Raw genomic sequence first — 20184 nt, 5'->3', positions numbered from 1 at the left:
CACTACTCCAGGTGCCATCGCTCGGCGTCGGCCCGGCGACCGGCGCGCACGCCGCCGGACCGGCCACCGGGCCGCACCGCGACGCCGCCACATCCTCACGGACCGAGACGCGGATGGATACGGCAGGATTCCTGGAAACGAGGAGGGAAACGTTGGAGTTCACCGTCGCCCCTGCGACGACCGGCAGCCGATATCAACGACCCGTCGCCCCAGTAGACGTTCGGTGAGGCAGGAGCCCGCGGTGTTTCGTCGTATTGCCATCGTCAACCGTGGTGAGGCCGCGATGCGGTTCATCCACGCCGTCCGTGAGCTGGTCGCGGAGACCGGCGCGCCGATCGAGACCGTCGCGCTGTACACCGATGTCGACCAGACCGCGACGTTCGTACGGGAGGCGAGCAGCGCCTACTGTCTCGGCCCTGCGGCGAGCCGGCCGTACCTCGATCTGAAGGTTCTCGAGCGTGCCCTCGTCGAGAGCGGTGCGGACGCGGCCTGGGTGGGCTGGGGCTTCGTGGCGGAGGATCCGGCCTTCGCGGAGCTCTGCGAGAAGATCGGCGTCACCTTCGTGGGCCCGAGTCCGGATGCCATGCGCAAGCTCGGCGACAAGATCGGCGCGAAGCTGATCGCGGAGGAGGTCGGCGTCCCCGTCGCGCCGTGGAGCCGAGGGCCGGTGCAGACCCTGGAGGCGGCGCTGGAGGCGGCCGACCGGATCGGCTATCCGTTGATGCTCAAGGCCACGGCCGGCGGCGGCGGGCGCGGTATCCGGGTGGTGCGCGACGCGGACCAGCTGGCCGAGGCTTACGAGCGGACCAGCCAGGAGGCGGCGCGCGCGTTCGGCAGCGGGGTGGTCTTCCTGGAGCGGCTGGTCACCGGCGCCCGGCACGTCGAGGTGCAGGTGATCGCCGACGGTGCGGGCACGGCGTGGGCGCTCGGGGTGCGCGACTGTTCCGTACAGCGGCGCAACCAGAAGATCATCGAGGAGTCGGCCTCGCCGGTGCTGCCGCCCGACCGGGCGGCCGAGCTCAGGGCCTCCGCCGAGCGGCTCGCGGTGGCGGTCGGCTACCGGGGGGCCGCGACCGTCGAGTTCCTCTACCACCCGGGCGACGACCTGCTCGCATTCCTCGAGGTCAACACCCGGCTGCAGGTCGAACACCCGATCACCGAGTCGACCACCGGGTTCGACCTGGTCAAGGCGCAGCTGCACGTGGCGTCGGGCGGCCGGCTGGTCGGGACGGCGCCGGTGGAGCGCGGGCACGCGGTGGAGGCCCGGCTGAATGCCGAGGACCCCGACCGCGACTTCGCGCCGTCCCCGGGGCGGATCGCCCGCCTGGACCTCCCGGCCGGGCCGGGTATCCGGGTGGACACCGGGGTGAGCGTCGGCGACGAGATTCCCGGTGACTTCGACTCCATGATCGCGAAGGTCATCGCGTACGGGAAGGACCGGCACGAGGCGCTCGGCCGGCTCCGCCGTGCGGTGGCCGAGACCACCGTGATCATCGAGGGCGGTGCGACCAACAAGAGCTTCGTGCTCGACCTCCTCGACCAGCCCGAGGTGATCGACGGCAGCGCCGACACCGGCTGGATCGACCGGGTACGCGGCGAGGGTCGGCTGATCTCGCGTCGGCACTCCGCGGTCGCGCTGGCGGTCGCCGGCATCGAGGCGTACGAGGAGGACGAGCGGGTCGAGCGGCAGCGCCTCTTCTCCACCGCGTTCGGTGGGCGCCCGCAGGTGCGCCACGAGAGCGGCCGGCCCCTCGACCTCACGTTGCGTGGCGCCGGCTACCGGGTCCGGGTCGGCCGGGTCGGCCCGCACCGGTTCCGGGTGAGCGTGGAGGCCGGCGGCGAGATCCGGTCCGCCGACGTCGAGATGGAGCGCTTCGACCGGCACTCCGGGCGAATCGTCGTCAACGGCGTCCGGCACCGCCTGCTGACCGGCACGCACGGCGCGATCCACCTGGTCGAGGTCGACGGGATCACCCACCGGATCGGGCGGGACGAGGGCGGCGTCCTGCGCTCGCCGATGCCCGCGCTGGTGGTCGCCACCCCGCTGGAGCCCGGCGCCGAGGTGGAGGCCGACGCTCCGGTGCTGGTGCTCGAGGCCATGAAGATGGAGACGGTGCTGCGCGCGCCGTTCCGGGCCCGGGTCAAGGAGTGCCTGGTCTCGGTGGGCAGCAAGGTCGAGGCCGGCGCCGCGCTGCTGCGCCTCGAACCGCTCGGCGGCGACGAGGTGCGGGAGACCACGACCGTCGGCGCGGTCGAGCTCGACCTGCCGGACCCGCCGGTCGACGCGCCGGCCCGGCAGCGCGCCGCGCGCGGGCAGGAGGACCTGCGCCGCCTGCTGCTCGGCTTCGACGCCGACCCGACCGACGATCACCGGGTGCTCGGCGACTACCTCACCGCCCGGGTGGCGGCAGCCAACGCCGGGTACCGGCCGCTGGCCGGGGAGGTCGAGCTGCTCGACGTCTTCGCCACCCTGGCCGAACTCAGCCGCAACCGGCCGGCGGGCGAGGACGGTCCGATCGACACCGGGGTGCACAGCGCCCGCGAATACTTCCACGCCTACCTGCAGAGCCTCGACGTCGAGCGGGCCGGGCTGCCGGAGACGTTCCAGGCCCGGCTCGCCAAGGCGCTCGGCCACTACGGCGTCACCGAGCTGGAGCGTACGGCGGAGCTGGAGGCCGCGGTGTTCCGCATCTTCCTGGCCCAGCAGCGTGCCGTCGCCGACGCGGCCGTGGTCAGCACGCTGCTCCGCTCCTGGCTTCGCGAACCGCCACCGGACGAGACGCTGCGCGAGCCGGCCGGCCTGGTCCTGGAGCGGCTGGTCGCGGCCACCCAGGTCCGCTTCCCGGTGATCGCCGACCTCGCGCGTGGCGTCGTCTTCGCCTGGTTCGGCCAGCCACTGCTGCGCCGCAACCGCGCCCGCGTCTACGCCCAGGTCCGCAAGCACCTGCGCCATCTCGACGAGCAGCCGCAGTCGCCCGACCGCGACGAGCGGATCGCCGAGATGGTACGCAGCACCGAGCCACTGGTGCGGCTGCTCGGCCAGCGGTTGGCTCGGGCGAACCTCGACAACTCCGTCATGCTCGAGGTGCTGACCCGGCGCTACTACGGCAACAAGGGCCTTGCCGGCATCCGGATCGTCCAGGCCGCCGGGCACACCTTCGTGGTCGCCGAGCGGGCCGGCTCGCGCCTGGTCTCCGCCGCGGTCGGCTTCGAGCAGTTGGGCGGCGCGCTCGCCGGGCTCGCCGAGCTGGCCGGCGCCGGGTCGGCGGTCGACGCCGACATCTACCTCTCCTGGGAGGGGCAGCCGGCCGACTCCGACGCGATGGCGGCGGCGCTGCTCCAGGTCGCGGCCGCGCAGCCGCTCCCCGAGCAGGTGCGCCGGATCACCACCACGGTCGCCGGCCGGGGCGGTGCCGTGATGCACCACCACTTCACCTTCCGGCCGTCGACCACCGGCATCGCCGAGGAGCGGCTGATCCGCGGCCTGCACCCGTACATCGCCCAGCGGATGCAGTTGGAGCGGCTGCGCAAGTTCGACCTCACCCGGCTGCCGTCGGCGGACGAGGAGGTCTACCTGTTCCGTTGCGTGGCCCGGGAGGACCCGGCGGACGACCGGCTCGTGGCGTTCGCGCAGGTACGCGACCTGACCGAGCTGCGCGAGCACGACGGCAGGCTGATCGCGCTGCCGACCGCCGAGGACACCGTCGCCGCGTGTCTCGACTCGATCCGCCGGGCACAGGCGCAGCGGTCGTCGGAGAAGCGGTTCAGCACCAACCGGATCGTGATCTACGTCTGGCCGCCGATCTCCATCAGCCGCGCGGAGATGGAGATGATCGCGCGGCGCGTCGCGCCGACGACCGCCGGAGCCGGGCTGGAGGAGATCGAGTTCATCGCGCGGCAGCGTGACCGGCGCACCGGCGAGCTGGTCAAGGTCACCGTGCGGATCACCTTCGACGTCACGGGCGGGACCGAGCTGATCATCGGCGAGCCCTCCGACGAGGCGATCGAGCCGCTCGACGCGTACCGGCTGAAGGTGCTGCGGGCGAGCAGCCGCAACACGGTCTACCCGTACGAGCTGACCGGGCTGCTCGGCGACTTCGTGGAGCACGACCTCGACGCCGACAACGTGCTGGTGCCGGTCGACCGGCCCAAGGGGCAGAACCGGGCGGGGATCGTCGCGGGCGTCGTCAGCACGCCGACCGCGCGGCACCCCGAGGGGGTCCGGCGGGTGGTGCTGCTCGGCGACCCGACCAAGTCGCTGGGTGCGCTCGCCGAGCCGGAGTGCCGACGGGTGATCGCCGCGCTGGACCTGGCCGAGCGGCTGCGGGTGCCGCTGGAGTGGTACGCGCTCTCCGCCGGGGCCCGGATCTCGATGACGTCGGGCACCGAGAACATGGACTGGGTGGCGGCGGCGCTCAAGCGGATCGTCGAGTTCACCCAGGCCGACGGCGAAATCAACATCGTGGTCGCGGGCATCAACGTCGGCGCGCAGCCGTACTGGAACGCCGAGGCGACGATGCTGATGCACACCAGGGGCATCCTGGTGATGACCCCGGAGTCGGCGATGGTGCTCACCGGCAAGCAGTCGCTCGACTTCTCCGGCGGCGTCTCGGCCGAGGACAACTTCGGCATCGGCGGCTACGACCGGGTGATGGGCCCGAACGGCCAGGCTCAATACTGGGCGCCGACGCTCACCGCCGCGCGCGACGTGCTGATGGCACACTACGACCACACGTACGTGGTCCCCGGCGAGACGTCCCCACGGCGGGCCACCACCACCGATCCGGTGGACCGGGACGTTACCGACTACCCGCACGCCGTGGCCGGCAGCCCCTTCAAGACCGTCGGCGAGATCTTCTCCTCCGCCACCAACCCGGAGCGGAAGAAGCCCTTCGACATCCGTACGGTGATGCGTGCCCTCGCCGACCAGGACCACCCGGTCCTGGAGCGCTGGGCGGGGATGGCCGACGCGGAAACCGCGGTGGTACAGGACGTGCACCTCGGCGGTGTCCCGGTCTGCCTGCTCGGCATCGAGTCCCGCTCGGTGCCCCGGCGCGGCTTCCCGCCCACCGACGGCCCCGACACCTACACGGCCGGCACGCTCTTCCCCCGATCGTCGAAGAAGGCGGCCCGGGCGATCAACGCGGCCAGCGGCAACCGCCCGCTGGTGGTGCTCGCCAACCTCTCCGGCTTCGACGGCTCCCCGGAGTCGATGCGCAAGCTGCAACTCGAGTACGGCGCCGAGATCGGCCGCGCCATCGTCAACTTCCGCGGCCCGATCGTCTTCTGTGTGATCTCCCGCTATCACGGCGGCGCGTTCGTGGTCTTCTCCAAGGCGCTCAACCCGAACATGACCGTCCTCGCGCTGGAGGGCTCCTTCGCCTCGGTGCTCGGCGGTGCTCCCGCTGCGGCGGTGGTCTTCTCGGCCGACGTCAACGCGCGCACCGCAGCCGATGCACGGGTGCGGGAGTTGGAGGCCCGGCTCACCGCCGCGTCCGGCACGGAGCGCGGGTCGCTCGCGGCGGAACTCGACGAGCTGCGTGCGCAGGTGCGGGCGGAGAAGCTCGGCGAGGTGGCGACCGAGTTCGACCGGGTGCACAGTATCCAGCGGGCGGTCGAGGTCGGCTCCGTCGACGCGGTGATCCGTGCGGCCGAGCTACGTCCCCGGATCATCGAGGCGATCGACGTCCGGGTGCGCCGGCCGGCGGGATAGGTGTGGGAGGTCAGCGGATTCCTGGGGACGTACCGGTCGAAGGGGTCCGCTGGCCACTCTGGCCGCAGTGCCGCCGGCCACTCTCCGATCCCGTCACGCTAAATACCCCCGGGTGTATTGTCGACGCATGCGAATCGAAGGGGACACCACCGCCGAGGTGGTCAAGCGGCTGCGTCGCGCGGAGGGTCAGATCCGCGGCGTGATCGCGATGATCGAGGACGGCCGCGACTGTGCCGAGGTGGTCACCCAGCTGGCCGCGGTGTCCCGGGCGCTCGACCGTGCCGGCTTCAAGATCGTGGCCAGCGGGCTGCAGCAGTGCATGTCCGACGACGCCGACAGCGAGGAGCGCAGGGCCAACCTCGACCAGATGGAAAGGCTCTTCCTCTCCCTGGCCTGATCGCGCAGGCGTGCGGGGTGGGTCGCGGCGCCGTCCGGGCACGGCGCCGCGCGTCCAGCCGTCCGGCCCGGTCACGTCGAAGGCGCGTCGACCGGTGTGCAGCAGCCGTCCGCGCAACCCGCACTCGTCGCGCCGTCGACGGTCCCGGCCACCGGTGCGCAGCAGAGTTCACCCCGCCACGCCTCGCGGCCCTCCTTCACCGCCAGCGCGGCGATGACCAGCGCCGCCAGCGGGTCGGCCCAGGACCAGCCGAAGAGGCTGTTCAGGCCGAGGCCGACGAGAAGCACCGCGGAGAGGTAGGTGCAGAGCAGCGTCTGCTTCGAGTCCGCGACCGCCGAGCGCGATCCGAGTTCCCGCCCGGCTCGCCGCTGTGCGTACGACAGCAGCGGCATGATCGCCAGCGAGGCGAAGGCGAGCGCCAGTCCGAGCGTCGAGTGCTGCGCTTCCGCGCCGCCGGCGAGGCTGCGCACCGACTCGACGGTCACGTAGCCGGCGAGCGCGAAGAACGACACGGCGATCACCCGTAGCGCCACCTTCTCCCGCGCCCGCGGATCGGGTCCGGCGAACTGCCAGGCGACGGCGGCGGCGGACGATATCTCGATCACCGAATCCAGGCCGAAGCCGATCAGCGCCGTCGACGACGCCAGGGTGCCGGCCGTGATCGCCAGCACCGCCTCGATCACGTTGTAGGTGATGGTCGCCGCCACCAGCAGCCGCACCCGCCGGGAGAGCAGGGACCGTCGGTCCGGCGCCGGGCCGGCCTCGCTCGACTCGATCAACCCGGTCATCAGCAGCAGCCGTTCTCGGCGGAGTCGGGACAGGCGGCCGGGTCGACCGCGAGCACCAGGCCCAGCAGGTCGCCCAACGCGTGGGAGAGGCGGGGATCGGCCAGCTCGTAGCGGCTGCGCCGCCCCTCGGGAACCGCGACCACCAGCCCGCAGCCCCGTAGGCAGGCAAGATGGTTGGAGAGGTTCTGTCGGGTGACTCCCAACAGCTCCGCCAGATCGGCCGGATATCCGGGGCCGTCCCGCAGGGCCAGCAGCAGGCGCGTCCGGGTCGGGTCGGACAACGCGTGGCCGAATCGGGCCAGGACCTGCCCGTGCGTCAGCGTATGCACGTCCCTGACAATACAGTGTCCGCTGTATTCAGCAATGGCTGACGTGGGGCGCGGCGGCCCCACCGCCGACCCGCTGCGCCACTAGGTGATGGCGTACGAGTAGAGATCTCCGGCGGAGAGGTGGAAGCGCAGCCGCAGGGGGCCGTCTCCGGTCGGCAGGGTGCGGGTCGTGCCCCAGCCGGCCGGGGCGTCGAGACTCGCCGTGGTGATCGGCGTAGAGTCGGCGAGGGTGTAGCCGGGCACCGGCACACCGGCCGCGTCGAGTACCTCGATCCGCAGCTGTCCGCCGTTCGGCGCCACGTTGACCGAGAGCGTCCGCCCGGCCGGTGCGAGCGTCCGGGTGGTCACCGTTCCCCCGCCCGGCTGTGCCCGGAACGAGACGAACCGGTCCCGTTGCCAGGTCGCGAGCCCGACGCGGGAGTTCCCCATCGGTACCCCGCACCGGGCGGGCACGTCGGCGGCGGAGCAGCTGTGCTCACCGGCGAACGAGGAGTAGTAGAGCCGCACCTGGTCACCGACGGTGAGCAGTGTGCTTCCGGTCAGGTGGTAGCCCCAGTCCCAACTACCCGCAGCGCCGGGTTGGACCAGCCTGCCCCGGGCCGGCCGGCTCCAGACGAGCAGGTCGTCGGAGGCCGCCAGCCCGATGTGCTGCCGTCCCTTGTCGGGACCCGGGTCGGCCAGTGGTGACGGACTGTTGACGATGTCGAAGATCCACGGCAGCCCGAGGTACTGCTCGCCGTAGCGGACCGCCGGCATGCCGTAGACCTCCGACCATGGGGTGGTGCCGGAGCGGCCCGCGTCGGTGATGGCGCTGTCGTCGCCCGGGTCGGCGGCGAACGACGGTCGGGGGGCCGTCCAGTTCACGAAGTTCGTGCTCGTGGAGACCCAGACCGTACGGGGGCCGGCCGGTCGGGTCGAAGCGGCGTAGTCGACGGGGTACTGCTTGGTCGTGGCGATGAACCGCGCCGTGACGGGGTCGTACGACACGTTCGCCACGTCCCAGCCGGGCAGCACCGGGCTGCCGGAGTTCATCGGGCTCCAGGTGACGCCGTCGATGGACTGGGCGGCGTAGTAGCGGCGGTCTACCGGGACACCCGGCCCGTGCGCGTGCAGCATGAAGTATCGCGGCCGGCCGGGGGCGTGATTCGGGTTTTCCACCACGCCTGCCGGGGCGAAGGTGTAAACCGGCCCCGTGGTGCCGGACCGGCTCCAGCGGAGGCCGTCGGCGCTCTCGGCGTAACCAGTGCAGTATCCGCAGGTGCCCGCCGCGGCGGCGGTGTACCACATCCGGTATCCGGATCCGTCCGGTGCGGGCAGCACGGTGCCGGAGACTCGGGGGTTGGCGTCCCAGCCGCCGCCGGCGAGGACGACGCCGGTGCCGGTGCCGGCCAGCGCCGGGTCCCCGGTCTTCGTTCCAGGATGGATCACCCGGGCGACACCCCGGTAGGACTCGACCCGTTGGTCGCCGACGAACAGCACGGTGCCGGTGCCGATCGGCTCGGCGTACCCAGGGTCGGTGCTGGTTCGCAGCTCCACGTCGTCCCAGGTGGTGGCGCCGGTTGCCGCCGCCAGGCTGTAGAGGCGCACGGTGAGGCTGACCGCCCCGGCCGGCGCGGCCGCCGCGACCCTGACGCGCTGCCACCCGCTGACGGCGGCGACCGAGGCAGTGGCCGGCGGCTCGATCCGGCTGCCGTCGGCCCGGCGGTATTCGAGGTACAGCACCCCGCTGGTGCCGCTGTCCCGGCGTGCCCAGGCCGAGGCGGTGACGGTCGTCCCCGAGGTGACCGGGACCTGACGGCTGAGGGCCGACACCGGCTCGCTGGTCGAGTTGTCCGTGATGCGCAGGGCGCGACGTCCGGTCCGAATGCCCGAGGCCACCACGGTGGCGGCACCGCCGGATGCAGCGACCGTCCACTGTGTCGGCCGCTGGCCTTCCCGAACCTCCTCGAAGCCGGCGTTGGGTATCCGAGACTGGGCCGGCCCCGCGCTCGCCACCGCCAGATCGTCCCAGACCACGGTGTTCTGCTCGGCCTGGGCACTGTAGAGGAGCACGGTGAAGGTGACCGCCTCGTCCGGGGCGACATCGTCGGCGGTGACCCGCTGCCAACCGGCACCGGCGGGTGCCGCGATGGCCGTCGCGCTGATCCGGCTCCCGCTGGCCCGCCAGAACTCCAGGTACAACCACCCGCCAGCGCCGGAGGTGCGGTTCGCCCAGCCGGTGGCGGTCACCTCCTCACCCGGGATGGTGGTCAGTGGATCGCTGCGTAGGCTGACGCCCTCGCTCGTGGAGGTGTCGGTGATCCGGGCGGCACGTCCGCCGCTCCGCACCGGAGAACTGACCACGGTGACGGCACCGACCGGACCGGTGACCGACCAGCGGGCTGCGGTGGTGGCCTCCTCGAATCCGGCGTTGCCGACCAGCCGCTCTCCGGCCCACACGCTCGACGCGGCACCGGCCGGGCCGGATGCCAGGGCGTCCGCCCCGGTGCCGGCCGTGGCAGATCCGGTGGTGAGTGCCAGCAGCACCGCGACGGTGGCACCGACGCCAGTGGTGCAACGCGGCGAACGTCTGGATCGGACCGTTGACATGTTTCCGCCACCCCCGTGCGCGAACAGCCGTCTGCCACGACGCTGCGTGGCTGTCAGCAACAGTTGACGACCGAACATTTCATGTCAAGGGCCCGTAGGGAGGAGCAGCCGCCGCAGCAGCACCGTACTTTCGGCCATTCGATCCCCGGGCGTCGGCGTCGCATGCGGACACGGAACCGGCCCGGCTCGACCGGCGTCGAACCGGCAGACAGGAGGTTGATCGTGCGTAGGTCCCGGCATGACGCCACGCTCCCCGCCCGCGCCTGCGCGGCCCTGGTCACCGGTGCGGTGCTGCTGACCGGCTGCGGCACTCCCGCCCCACCCGGAGACGCCGCACGCGTCGACGCTCGGCTGGTCGCCGAGCTTTCGCCGGGCGACGCCGAGGCGGTGGGCCGGGCGGTCAACGACTTCGCCTTCGACCTCTTCGGTGAGGTGGCCGGCGACGGGCGGAACACCGTCGTCGCGCCGCTGTCGATGACCGTACTGCTGGCCATGCTGCTGGCCGGTGCCGGCGGCGACACCGCCACCGAGATCGGCAGGGTGCTGCGCCTGAGCGATCGGCGCGACGTGCGGGTCGGTGCGCTGTTGCGGAGGCTGGCCGACACCGACGAGGTGACGCTCTCGGTGGCCGACTCGCTCTGGGCCGACCGGGGCAGGCCGTTCGAGGAGGACTACCTGACGTTCCTGCGCCGCACCTTCGGCGCCACCGTGGAGGAGGCCGATCTCGGCTCGCCCGACACCGCTGAGAAGATCGACGCCTGGGCGGCCGAGCACACCGACGGGCTCATCGACGACATCGCCACAGACCTCGGGCTGCCCGACCCGGCGGCGGTCCTGGTGCTGCTCAACGCGGTCTACTTCCTCGCCGAGTGGACGACCCGGTTCGACCCCGCCAGGACCCGGCCGGCACCGTTCACGCTGCCCGGCGGCGAAACGGCCGAGGTGCCGACGATGCACCTGACCGGCGAGACATTCGGCCACACGCAGCGGGACGGTTACCGCATGCTGCGGCTGCCCTACGGCGACGACGGCCGGTACGGCATGGAGATCATGCTGCCGGATCCGGGCAACACCGTGGAGGGCCTGGTCGGCTCGCTCGACGCCGCCGAGTGGCGCGCCGCCGTCGGCAGCCTCACCGGGCAGACCGTCGACGAGCTCGCCCTGCCCCGCTTCGAACTGCGGTGGAAGGGCGAGCTGACCGAACCGCTACGCCGGCTCGGCGTCTCCGCCGCGTTCACCCCGGGCCGGGCCGACTTCCGGCCGATGTCTCCGGCCGCGCCGTGGCTGGAGACGGTCGTACACAAGACCTACCTGCGGGTGGACGAGCGCGGCACCGAGGCCGCCGCCGTCTCCGGCGGGGTGATGGCCGTCTCGGCGCGCCTTGCCGAGACGGTGTTCCGCGTTGACCGGCCGTTCGCGTTCACCATCTCCGACGAGCAGACCGGGACGATCCTCTTCCTCGGCGCCGTCACCGACCCACGCGGCTGACCGCGGCCCTGCGCTTTCCGGCTTCAGGAAGACCGACGTCGCCCCATCTTCGCGGTTGGATGCGTGATGCTCAGCATCAGTCGTCGAAACGGCGCTTCGGGAGTTCCTGGAACTTTCGAACGCTCGCGGTCGGGAACGCTGGTGTCACGGTCACGGTCACGGTCACGGCACGGGTCGGCTCACCGAGAGCCCGAGCCCTACCTCTTCCGGGCGCGGGCGGTGGCACGCGCGTTCGCCTTCTCGATCTCGTCGACCAGGTCCGCCTTCTTCATCCGCTCCGGGCGCTCGATGCCGACCCGGTGGGCGACCTCGTCGAGATGCCCCTTGCTGGCGTTGGCGTCCACCCCCTGCGCCGTCTCCCGGCGCTGCTCCGCCGAGCGCGGGGTGCTCTGGGCCGCCTGCGGGTCGGAGGGTCCCTTCTCCTCCTTGGGCTCCCAGTGGTCCCCGACCTTCTCGTGGGTGTGCTTCAACGACGCGTACGCCGTGCGGTGCGCACGCTCGCCGTCGCCGTAGCTCTCCTCGGCGGACTCCAGCGTCTTCTTGTAGGTACGGACCGCCTTGTCGTCCGATCGCGCGACGGTCGACGGCACATCGTCACGCATCTGCTCGGCCTGCTCGTGCCTGTCCGCCACCGCCCGACTCCCTCCGGCCTCGAATCCTGTTCTCTGTCAGTTGCCCCGCCACGTCTCTGCCAGTTGCCCCGCCACGCGACACCCAAACGTGAGCAGCCGACCTGCCCCGCTCCGGGGACGCCGGACCAGGACGCGGGTGGTCCGGCCACGCGGCCGAGCGGATCTCCGCCCTGTGCGGGTTCACCGTGACGGCGTGCCGGTGACGCAGGTGAGGACCCGGCCCTGCCCACGAACGTCGATCGACCTGCTGGTGTCGAACCCGTGGTCGCGGAGTAGCCGCTCGGTCGAGGTGAGGTTCGCCATGGGATGCACGGAGGGCGGCCGCTCGCCGAAGACGTAGAGCCGCCCCTCGGGGGCCAGCAGGCTCCGCATCCGGTCGATGTGCCGTGCGGCCGCACCCAGCCAGAACAGGTTGACGTTCACCGCGAAGATCTTGGTGAAGTAGCGGTCGGGGAGGCCGACCGACTCGAACTCGGCGCACCGGATCTCGGCCGTGCCCGACCTGATGTGGCTCGCGTTACGTTCGGCCGCGAGCCGCGCCATCGTCGCCGCGCGGTCGATCGCGACGATCCGGCCGGCGCCGAGCCGGCCGGCGACCAGCGAGACGGCTACGCCGCGACCGCATCCGATCTCCAACAGGTGGTCGTGGGGTGCGACGCGCATCTTCTCCACCGCCCAACGCTGCCGGTACGTGGCCGCCGGGGCCACCGCCGGCGCCTCCGGCAACGAGGCAGGGTGCTCGGCGACGAGATCCGGCTCGCGGGTCGACACAGCGCATCTCACCACGTCACTCACCCGACCAACTTCCGCTCACACACCCCATTGCACCTCCCTGACCGGCCGGATGCACCGTGCCGTCGGTCACGATTCGACACGACCGGGCATTCCCGCAGCGCAGCGCCGGGGCGGCCGAGCGGACGCGGGCGGGACGTCCGGTTCTGCGTCGGCCTACCAGCCGCGGACACACGCACGGCACCGGCGGGGAACGCGCAGCGTAGGATTCCCTCGGTTCGGGCCTGGAAACCGGCCCCGGGCCGACTGCCCCTGGCCGGCTGAAGCAATTGCCACCGCCGAAGGTGCTCGGGAGACCCGTCGGCCCGGTGAAGAGCTGCGCGACAACGGCCGCGACAACACCGCCCGATCAACGCCGCTCGACGACGACCCGATCAGTGCCGCGCTGCTGGAGCAGTTCGGCCTGAATGCGCCCCCGGCCGTCGCGTTGGCCGCCGCACCTTCTGCACCTGGCAGAGCAGGCAGACCGGGCCTCGTCAGGGTTGCGGCGACGCCTGACGAGACCCGGTCGGGGATCAGCGATGGAGCGAAATCAGCAGTAGAGGTTGCCACCGGCCGGCACGCCGAGGATGCCGACGAACTGCTGGTATCGGGTGACGCGGCTCTGTACCTGGGCGGGGTTGCCCCCGTTGCACTCGATCGAGCCGTTGATGCTGCGGATGGTCTGGCCGAACCCGGCACCGTTGACCATCGCGTTGTGCGCGGTCATGGTGCCCGGACCGTTCTGGGTCATCCAGTACCAGATGGCGGTCTTCCAGGCCACGGCGGCGTCGTTCTGCACCAGCCAGGGGTTGGTCAGCAGCGGCAGTCCGAGGGCGTTGCCGGCGGCGTTGTAGTTGAAGTTCCAGCTCAGTTGGATCGGCCCGCGCCCGTAGTAGGCGGCCTGCCCGGCCGGGCAGCCGTACGGTTGGCCGGCGTCGCAGTAGTGCGGGTAGTTCGCGGTGTTCTGCTCCACGATGTGTACGAGCCCGCCCGTCTCGTGGTAGACGTTCGCCAGGAAGGCGGCGGCCTCCTGACGTTGCACCGTGGCGCTGCCGGTCTTGCTGAACGCCGGGTAGGCACCGAGCGCGGCAACCAGGCCGGAGTAGGTGTAGAAGGAGTTCCGGCCCGGGAACATCTGCTGGAACTGCGCCTCGCTGACCACGAAGCCGCCGGAACCGGGCGGGTTGGTGGGCGGTTGGCCGCCGCAGGTGTACGGCTCCCAGTACCAGGTGCTGATGATCGGGTCGTAGCCGGGGTTGTCGTGCTCGGCGATGTAGTACCGGCCGTCGGTGTACCGCACGATGCTTCCGGCGGCGTACCAGGTGCCGGCGACCCAGTTCGGGTAGTTGCAGCTCCCCCCGGGTGGCGGGTTGGTGCCGCCGCCACAGGTTCCGAGGTCCTGCCAGACGCCGGTGGTGCCCGGCGGCGCCTCGTTCTGGGTCCACCACTTCGCCTGGTAGTTGCGCCCGTTGTGGGAGGCCTGGTCGCCCTGCCAGTAGACGGCCGAGGATTGCCACGGCGCCGCGCAGGCGGCCGCCGAGGCCGGGGTCGACGGGATGATCGCCACGAGTCCACCGGCGACGACGAGCGCCGCGAGCGCGACCAGGGCGCGCAGTCTCGACATGTGGTCACTCTCCTTCCTGGGATACCTCGGCCGATGACCGGCCGCGCATCGACGGAAGTGACCGTAACATATTCAGTTCGGAAACTTTACTAATGAAACAAAGACTCCTGATAATTAACCTCCCGTCGATGGCTGCGGATGCCGGCGACGCCTCCGGAGGACCCCATGAGACTCTCCAGAACACTGCTGCTCACCGCCGCCGCGACGCTGCTGGCAACCAGCGGCGCCGTGGTCGTCGCGCTGCCCGCGTTCGCCGCCGGGCCGACCGCCACCTTCACCAGGACCGCCGACTGGGGGAGTGGCTGGGAGGGGAGGTACACCGTCACCAACGGTGGCACCAGCACCCTGGCCTCGTGGTCGGTCGCGTTCGACCTGCCGGCCGGCAGCACCGTCGGCACCTACTGGGACGCCCTGCTGACCTCCGTCGGCCAGCGGTACACCTTCACCAACCGCTCCTGGAACGGCAACCTCGCACCGGGCGCCTCCGCCTCCTTCGGCTTCGTCGTGACCGGCGCCGGCACCCCGGCCAACTGCACCCTCAATGGAGCCTCCTGCGGCGGCACCGCACCACCCAGCACCCCACCGCCGCCGAGCACCCCGCCACCGAGCACCCCGCCCCCGACCACGCCGCCGCCCACCGTGCCACCCGGCGCAGCGCTGCCGAAGCGGGCACTCATCGGATACCTGCACGCCAGCTTCGCCAACGGCTCCGGCTACCTGCGGATGGCGGACGTGCCCGCCAGCTGGGACATCGTCAACCTCGCCTTCGGGGAACCGACCTCGGTGACCTCCGGCGACATCCGCTTCCAGCTCTGCCCGGTCAGCGAATGCCCGGGAGTGGAGACCGAGGCGGCGTTCACCGCCGCGATCCGGGCCAAGCAGCGGCAGGGCAAGAAGGTGCTCATCTCGATCGGCGGGCAGAACGGCCAGGTGCAGTTGACCAGCACGGCGGCCCGGGACCGCTTCGTCAGCTCGGTCAGCGCGATCATCGACCGGTACGGGCTCGACGGGCTGGACATCGACTTCGAGGGACACTCCCTCTCGCTGAACACCGGAGACACCGACTTCCGAAACCCCACCACCCCGGTGATCGTGAACCTGATCTCGGCGATCCGGGCCCTGAAGCAGCGCTACGGCAGCGGTTTCGTCCTCACCATGGCCCCGGAGACCTTCTTCGTGCAGCTCGGTTACCAGTACTACGGATCCGGTCCGTGGGGTGGGCAGGATCCGCGCGCCGGGTCGTACCTGCCGGTGATCCACGCGCTGCGCAACGACATCACGGTGCTACACGTCCAGGACTACAACTCGGGACCGATCATGGGCCTGGACAACCAGTACCACACCATGGGCGGGGCGGACTTCCACATCGCCATGACCGACATGCTGCTTGCCGGCTTCCCGGTCGCCGGAAACGCCGGCAACGTCTTCCCGCCGCTGCGCGAGGAACAGGTCGCCTTCGGTACGCCGGCTGCCACCAGCGCCGGCAACGGCCACGTGGCCCCGGCCGGGGTGCAGCAGGCGGTGACCTGCCTGGTGCGCGGCACCTCCTGCGGCGGCTACGCGCCGCGCAGCGGCACCAACCCGAACTTCCGGGGCCTGATGACCTGGTCGATCAACTGGGACCGGTACTACGGCTGGGAGTTCAGCAACGCGCACGAGCCGTTCCTGAACTCACTCTCCTGACCCGCCCCGCCCCGGAAGCAGAAGTGCCGGGTACGGGCGTCACGCCCGTACCCGGCACCTGCCGTCAGCTCAGAGCTGGCGTACCCGGATGTTGCGGAACTCGATCAGGTCGTTGGTGCCGTGGTTCTGCAACCCGACGAAACCGCTCACGAACTGCCGCAGGTCGGTGGGCGGGTCGCCCTGGCGGGACGACTGCTTGCCCGGCGTGTTGTCGAACTCGCTGATCACCACGCCGTTTCGGACGATCGTGTAGTGCTGGCCGACCACCCGGACCTCGTAGTCGTTCCACTGGTTCTTCGGGGTCGCGCCGGCCTTGTCGAGCGTGTTAGGGGCGAAGTTGTAGACCGAGCCGGTCTTCTGTGGCTCGCCCGTCTCACCGTCGTAGATCTGGATCTCGTGTCCGCAGTAGATCGCGACCCAGGCCTGCGAGTTCCGGGCCGACCCCACCGTGCCGCAACTGCCGGCCGGCCGCTGCTCCAGCGGGGTCCTCGGGTCCGGGAACCGGACGAAGATGCCGCTGTTGGCCCGGACGTTCTCCGGAGAGACGTCCCGGAACTGCACCCTGATCGAGTAGTCGGCGAGCTGCTGGTCGGCGTACCAGAGCATGCCGAGCCCGCCCGAGCTGCGGATCGAGCCGTCGGGGCGCAGCCCGAACGACCCGCCCGGTGCCTGGCGCCAGCCGGCGAGCGACCTCGCCGATCCGTCGAAGATCGGCTGGTAGCCGTCGGTGGCGCCGATCGGGGACTGCCGGCCGGCCTGGCGCAGCGCCCGCATCTCCCGGTTGTCGATGACGTGCGCGGCGGTCAGTTCGGCGAGCACCTCGTCGAGATGGGTCACGAAGGAGGCCCGGTTCGGCCAGGTGGTCTCGTCGTCGATCAGGTCGTTGATCGTGCAGCCGCCACCGGTCTGCCGGTTGGCCACCCCGGTGTCGGTGTCCAGCATCCAGACCGTCGGCCGGGCGTCCGCCGCGGTGCAGCCGGCGGTCACCTCGACCGTGCCGGTCACCACCTCACCGTCGGCGTAGGTCACCTTCAGCGTCGCGGTGAAGGTGCCGTACCTCTTGTAGGTGTGCGTCGGGTGGGCCTGGTGCGACGGCTTGCTGCCGTCGCCGAAGTCCCACTCCCAGGCCACCCCGCCGACCTGCGCGGCGGAGAACCCGATGGTCCGGGGCTGGCTCGGGGTGACCGACCGCGCCGTGGCCAGGCTCGGGTTCGGGGTGGCCTGGCCACCCTGGTAGGTGATCCGGATCAGCTTCTGGTTGGGGTGCAGGCTGAAGAAGCCGCGGCCGTAGTCGAGCATGTAGAGCGCGCCGTCCGGCCCGAACTTCGCGTCCATCCAGGAGTCGAGCTGGTTGGTGCCGGTGCCGAGCCGGATGATGCTGCGCAGGTCCTCGGCGAAGGCCGGCGGCCCGGCCTCGGCGACCGTACCCGGGTCGACGGTGACCGCGACCCGGTTGTTGGCGTTGGACTGGTCACCGATGAACCACTTGTCGTCCCAGTACTCCGGCCAGGCGACCCCGCTGTCGACGTCGACGTTCTCCCGCTGGTAGGTCGGGCCGTCCATCACGGCCTGGCCGCCGCCGGTCAGGTACGGCTGGGTCAGCGTGATGTCCTCGGTCTCGTACGTCGGCAGCCCGCTCCCGTCGTCGCGCTTCGGGAAGACCGGCCCGCCACCCTGCGGCGAGTACCAGATCATGTTGTCCCGCACCGGCGGCAGGTCGACCAGGCCGGTGTTGCGCGGCGACTCGTTGCGCGGGTTGTCGCAGTCGTACCAGCCGGTCAGCACGGTGGCGTCGGTGTTGCTCCGGTCCCGGTACGGCTGCCGGTTGCCCATGCAGTACGGCCAGCCGTGGTTGCCGGCCGAGGTGATGATCGTCGCCGTCTCGTACTTCGCCGGGCCGAGTTCCGGGTCCGGGGCGCCGGCGTCCGGGCCGACCCACGCGGCGGTGAGCCAGTCGTTGACCGGGTCCCAGGCGATCCGGGCGATGTTGCGGACGCCCATCACGTAGATCTCCGGCCGGGTCTTGCCGCCGCCCTGCTCCTGGCCGGTGAAGAGGTTGCCGTCCGGAATCGTGTAGGTCCCGTCCGGCTCCGGGTGGATGCGGAGGATCTTGCCGTTCAGGTCGTTCGTGTTGCCGGAGGTACGCCGGGCGTCCTGGAACGAGATCCCGGCGTACTCCTGGGTCCAGTTGTTGCCGGAGTAGCCGTTCGACCCGCCGGAGGAGTTGCTGTCACCGCTGCCGATGTAGAGGTTGCCGGACTCGTCGAAGGTCATCCCGCCACCGGCGTGGCAGCAGCTGTGGATCTGGGTGTCCCAGTGCAGCAGGTCCTTGCGGGTGCCCTGGTCGATCGACTGCTGCCCGTGGTCGTAGGTGAACCGGGAGACCGTACGCTGCCCGACCCGCCGTTCCCGGTCGATCGACTCGTGCGGCATCCAGTAGACGTAGAACCAGCCGTTCTCGGCGAAGTTCGGGTCGAGGGTGATCCCGACCAGACCCTCCTCGTTCTTCACCAGCTCGCTGCCGCTGCCCCGGTTGCCCATCACCTCGAGCGTGGTCAGCAACTTGACCTGCTTGGTCTCCGGGTCCCACTGGTGGATGGTGCCGCAGCCCAGCCCGACGTCCGGGTTGGCCCAGTCGGCGATCGGCCCGCTCGGGCAGGCGGCCTTGCCGATGTAGAAGACCGTGCCGTCGGGTGCGATGGTCAGGCCGTGCGGCTCGCCGATCTGGTCCAGCTGGCCGGACTGGTTGGTGGTGGTCAGCCGCTCGATCGTGTAGTTCGACCCGATGGTCGCCTTGCAGTCGCCGCGGACCATGCCGCTCGTCCACTGCAGCGCGCCGAGCAGGTGGCTGCGGAACCGGGCGTCGGTGGTGTAACTGGCCTCGGTGCGGCCCATGCCGGTGTAGAACGACCGGCCGCCGTCGTAGTCCCGGCACCAGGAGACCGGGTGGAAGGCGCCGTTGCCGGCGAGCCCGGCGTTGTAGCTGGTCTCCTTGACCTGGGCGACGGTGTGCACCCGGCCGACCGGGCTCGGGTCCCAGTTCATCCACTGGTCCGACCGGGTCCAGTTGAGCGGCAGCCCCTTGTTCGCCGGGTGCTGGCGGTCGACCAGGTCGACCACCGCCTCCTGCACCGTCTCCTCCGGCGCCGGTCCGGCGTTCGGGCCGACCAGCCAGAGCTCGGCGAGCTGGATCAGCGGCTCACCGCTGTTGGCGGTGATGTCCAGCCGGTAGTACTCGTACGCCTGCGGATCGGCGATGCCGTACTGCTTGGTCTGGAACCGGCCCGAGAAGGTCTCCCCGGTCCGGCGGTCCAGATCGGTCCAGGTCTCGCCGTCGGCCGACCCCTGGAGGGTCCAGTCCCTCGGGTCGCGCCCGGTGAAGTCGTTCGCCGAGGTGAGCGCGTACTGGGCGATCACTTTCGGTTCGGCGAGCTTGGCGATCACCCAGCCGGTCGGGCTGCGGGTCAGCCACTTGGTCCCGGTCGCGCCGTCGATCAGGTTCTCGACGGTCTCGTTCGGTGGGTTGTTGCCGCTCGCGGTGACGCTCTCGATCGTCTCCGCGTTCGGCAGGCTCGCCGCCGGTCGGGTGCCGATCAGACCGGTGAACCACTCGGAGTGCGGCTGCGCGCGGGCGGCGTCGTGGACGCCGACGAAGCCGCCACCGCCCTTGACGTACGCCTGGAACGCGGCCTCCTGCGCGTCGTCCAGGGTCACCCCGTTGGCGGAGAGGAAGACGACGCTGCGGTAGCGGTCGAGGTTGTCGGGGGTGAAGACCGCCGGGTCGTCGGAGGCGTGCACGGTGAAGCCGTGCTCGTTGCCGAGCTTCCGGATGCTGCTGACGGCCCTGGCGACCGGGTCCTGCTGGGACGCGGCGGGCCCGTGGAAGACCAGTACCCGCACCGCACCGCCGCCCCAGGCCGGCGCGACTCCGCCGGTGCTCTCGTCCGGTGCCGCAGCGGCCGGCACGCTCAGCAGACCGAGGGCGAGCACCGCGCCCGAGGCGAGCGCGATCACGCGGCGCAGCGCTGCGGCGCCGCGGCGCCGCAGCCGGAGGATCGGTGGGACGGTCTCGGGGGACGGGCGGTCGACGGGGTCGGGGCGGTGCCGACCGACCCATCGGGCTGGCCGGAAATGGCGTCGGTGAGCCACTTCTCCTCCTCCAGAGGG

The 20184-nt window shown here is 71.3% G+C and carries 11 protein-coding genes; 4 read left to right on the top strand and 7 right to left on the bottom strand.

Annotation, left to right across the window (positions count from 1 at the left end; genetic code table 11):
* The first annotated feature begins 241 nt into the window (after positions 1–241).
* The gene (locus tag ACN28C_RS27930; protein WP_422770495.1) at positions 242–5713 is read left to right on the top strand and encodes a carboxyl transferase domain-containing protein; all 5472 of its coding nucleotides are present in this window, start codon (positions 242–244) and stop codon (positions 5711–5713) included.
* Between the two features lie 127 nt (positions 5714–5840).
* Positions 5841–6110 carry a metal-sensitive transcriptional regulator gene (locus ACN28C_RS27925; RefSeq protein WP_422770494.1) on the top strand — a complete coding sequence of 90 codons (270 nt, stop codon included), beginning with the start codon at positions 5841–5843 and terminating at the stop codon, positions 6108–6110.
* A gap of 71 nt (positions 6111–6181) precedes the next feature.
* Here ACN28C_RS27925 and ACN28C_RS27920 read toward each other — a convergent pair whose 3' ends face one another.
* The 3 genes from ACN28C_RS27920 to ACN28C_RS27910 all read right to left on the bottom strand — a co-directional run bounded on the left by ACN28C_RS27920 (position 6182) and on the right by ACN28C_RS27910 (position 9753).
* Positions 6182–6898 carry a cation transporter gene (locus ACN28C_RS27920; RefSeq protein WP_422770493.1) on the bottom strand — a complete coding sequence of 239 codons (717 nt, stop codon included), beginning with the start codon at positions 6896–6898 and terminating at the stop codon, positions 6182–6184.
* Complete coding sequence (locus ACN28C_RS27915; RefSeq protein ID WP_422770492.1) at positions 6898–7227, bottom strand: ArsR/SmtB family transcription factor; 330 nt, start codon at positions 7225–7227, stop codon at positions 6898–6900. Before ACN28C_RS27915 ends, ACN28C_RS27920 begins: the two co-directional genes overlap by 1 nt.
* Before the next feature lie 81 nt (positions 7228–7308).
* Positions 7309–9753 (bottom strand): carbohydrate binding domain-containing protein, encoded by a 2445-nt coding sequence (locus ACN28C_RS27910; protein ID WP_422770491.1) that lies wholly within the window; start codon positions 9751–9753, stop codon positions 7309–7311.
* Between the two features lie 285 nt (positions 9754–10038).
* Between ACN28C_RS27910 and ACN28C_RS27905 the strand changes: the two genes are divergently transcribed.
* A complete protein-coding gene (locus ACN28C_RS27905; RefSeq protein WP_422770490.1) occupies positions 10039–11304 on the top strand; it encodes a serpin family protein in 1266 nt (421 codons plus the stop codon).
* A gap of 197 nt (positions 11305–11501) precedes the next feature.
* Here ACN28C_RS27905 and ACN28C_RS27900 read toward each other — a convergent pair whose 3' ends face one another.
* The 3 genes from ACN28C_RS27900 to ACN28C_RS27890 form a co-directional block, all read right to left on the bottom strand.
* Complete coding sequence (locus ACN28C_RS27900) at positions 11502–11906, bottom strand: ChaB family protein (protein ID WP_422774832.1); 405 nt, start codon at positions 11904–11906, stop codon at positions 11502–11504.
* 210 nt (positions 11907–12116) lie between these two features.
* Positions 12117–12707 (bottom strand): class I SAM-dependent methyltransferase, encoded by a 591-nt coding sequence (locus ACN28C_RS27895; RefSeq protein ID WP_422770489.1) that lies wholly within the window; start codon positions 12705–12707, stop codon positions 12117–12119.
* A 553-nt stretch (positions 12708–13260) separates the two neighbouring features.
* A complete protein-coding gene (locus ACN28C_RS27890) occupies positions 13261–14334 on the bottom strand; it encodes a glycoside hydrolase family 19 protein (RefSeq protein ID WP_422770488.1) in 1074 nt (357 codons plus the stop codon).
* A gap of 183 nt (positions 14335–14517) precedes the next feature.
* Between ACN28C_RS27890 and ACN28C_RS27885 the strand changes: the two genes are divergently transcribed.
* A complete protein-coding gene (locus tag ACN28C_RS27885; RefSeq protein WP_422774831.1) occupies positions 14518–16017 on the top strand; it encodes a chitinase in 1500 nt (499 codons plus the stop codon).
* 69 nt (positions 16018–16086) lie between these two features.
* Here the strand turns inward: ACN28C_RS27885 and ACN28C_RS27880 are convergent, their stop codons facing one another.
* The gene (locus tag ACN28C_RS27880) at positions 16087–20166 is read right to left on the bottom strand and encodes a ThuA domain-containing protein (protein WP_422770487.1); all 4080 of its coding nucleotides are present in this window, start codon (positions 20164–20166) and stop codon (positions 16087–16089) included.
* Positions 20167–20184: the final 18 nt, after the last annotated feature.

The organism is Plantactinospora sp. WMMC1484 (assembly GCF_049315195.1).
Classification (GTDB): Bacteria; Actinomycetota; Actinomycetes; order Mycobacteriales; family Micromonosporaceae; genus Plantactinospora.
This window is presented reverse-complemented; position numbering and strand designations above follow the sequence as displayed.